Genomic DNA, 521 nt, shown 5'->3' on the forward strand with positions numbered 1-521 from the left:
GAAGGTCCGGTAATCTGAAACCAACCGGTGCAAGGTGAGGTAATCAGGCTTTCCCGTGTAGTCCTCTGGGTGCGGCAGCGGGCGCTGCTCCATGACTTTCCCCTCGGGTGGATTAAAATCGGTTTCCGCTGCAAAACCGCCTGCTTACCCCTTCTTACAGAAGGTCATTGCAATGAATGGGGGCATGTTATCGTGCGGCTCTGTTTCGCCCTTCGCATTGCCACCAGTCGAGGCGGTCTCCTGTATTGGGTGACCTCGAACATCAACAATATTGCTCCCCGAAGCTGGTGTGTTGAGAGCACCAGCCCCTTGCCCCCAAATCATCGTGTGCGTGTGTGGGGGGATTTGCGGAGTCGATAGCGCAACACTTTCAGCGTCATGCACTAACTTTCAAACCGGGCCACCCAATGGGGGCATTCCAATGTTTAGAACGGCAACGGGAAGGCATTGCCAAGGCCAAGGCCGAAGGGAAGTACAAGGGAAGGAGACCCAGCGCCATGATGAAGAAGGATGAGGTGTTG

The 521-nt window shown here is 55.3% G+C and carries 1 pseudogene; it reads left to right on the top strand.

Features of this window, described 5'->3' with window-relative positions:
- Positions 1–425: 425 nt before the first annotated feature.
- Positions 426–521 (top strand): annotated as a pseudogene (locus R3X27_RS25540) (recombinase family protein); the annotation flags it as partial.

The sequence above is a fragment of the Tropicimonas sp. TH_r6 genome (assembly GCF_033101155.1).
In the GTDB taxonomy this organism is placed as follows: Bacteria; Pseudomonadota; Alphaproteobacteria; order Rhodobacterales; family Rhodobacteraceae; genus Tropicimonas.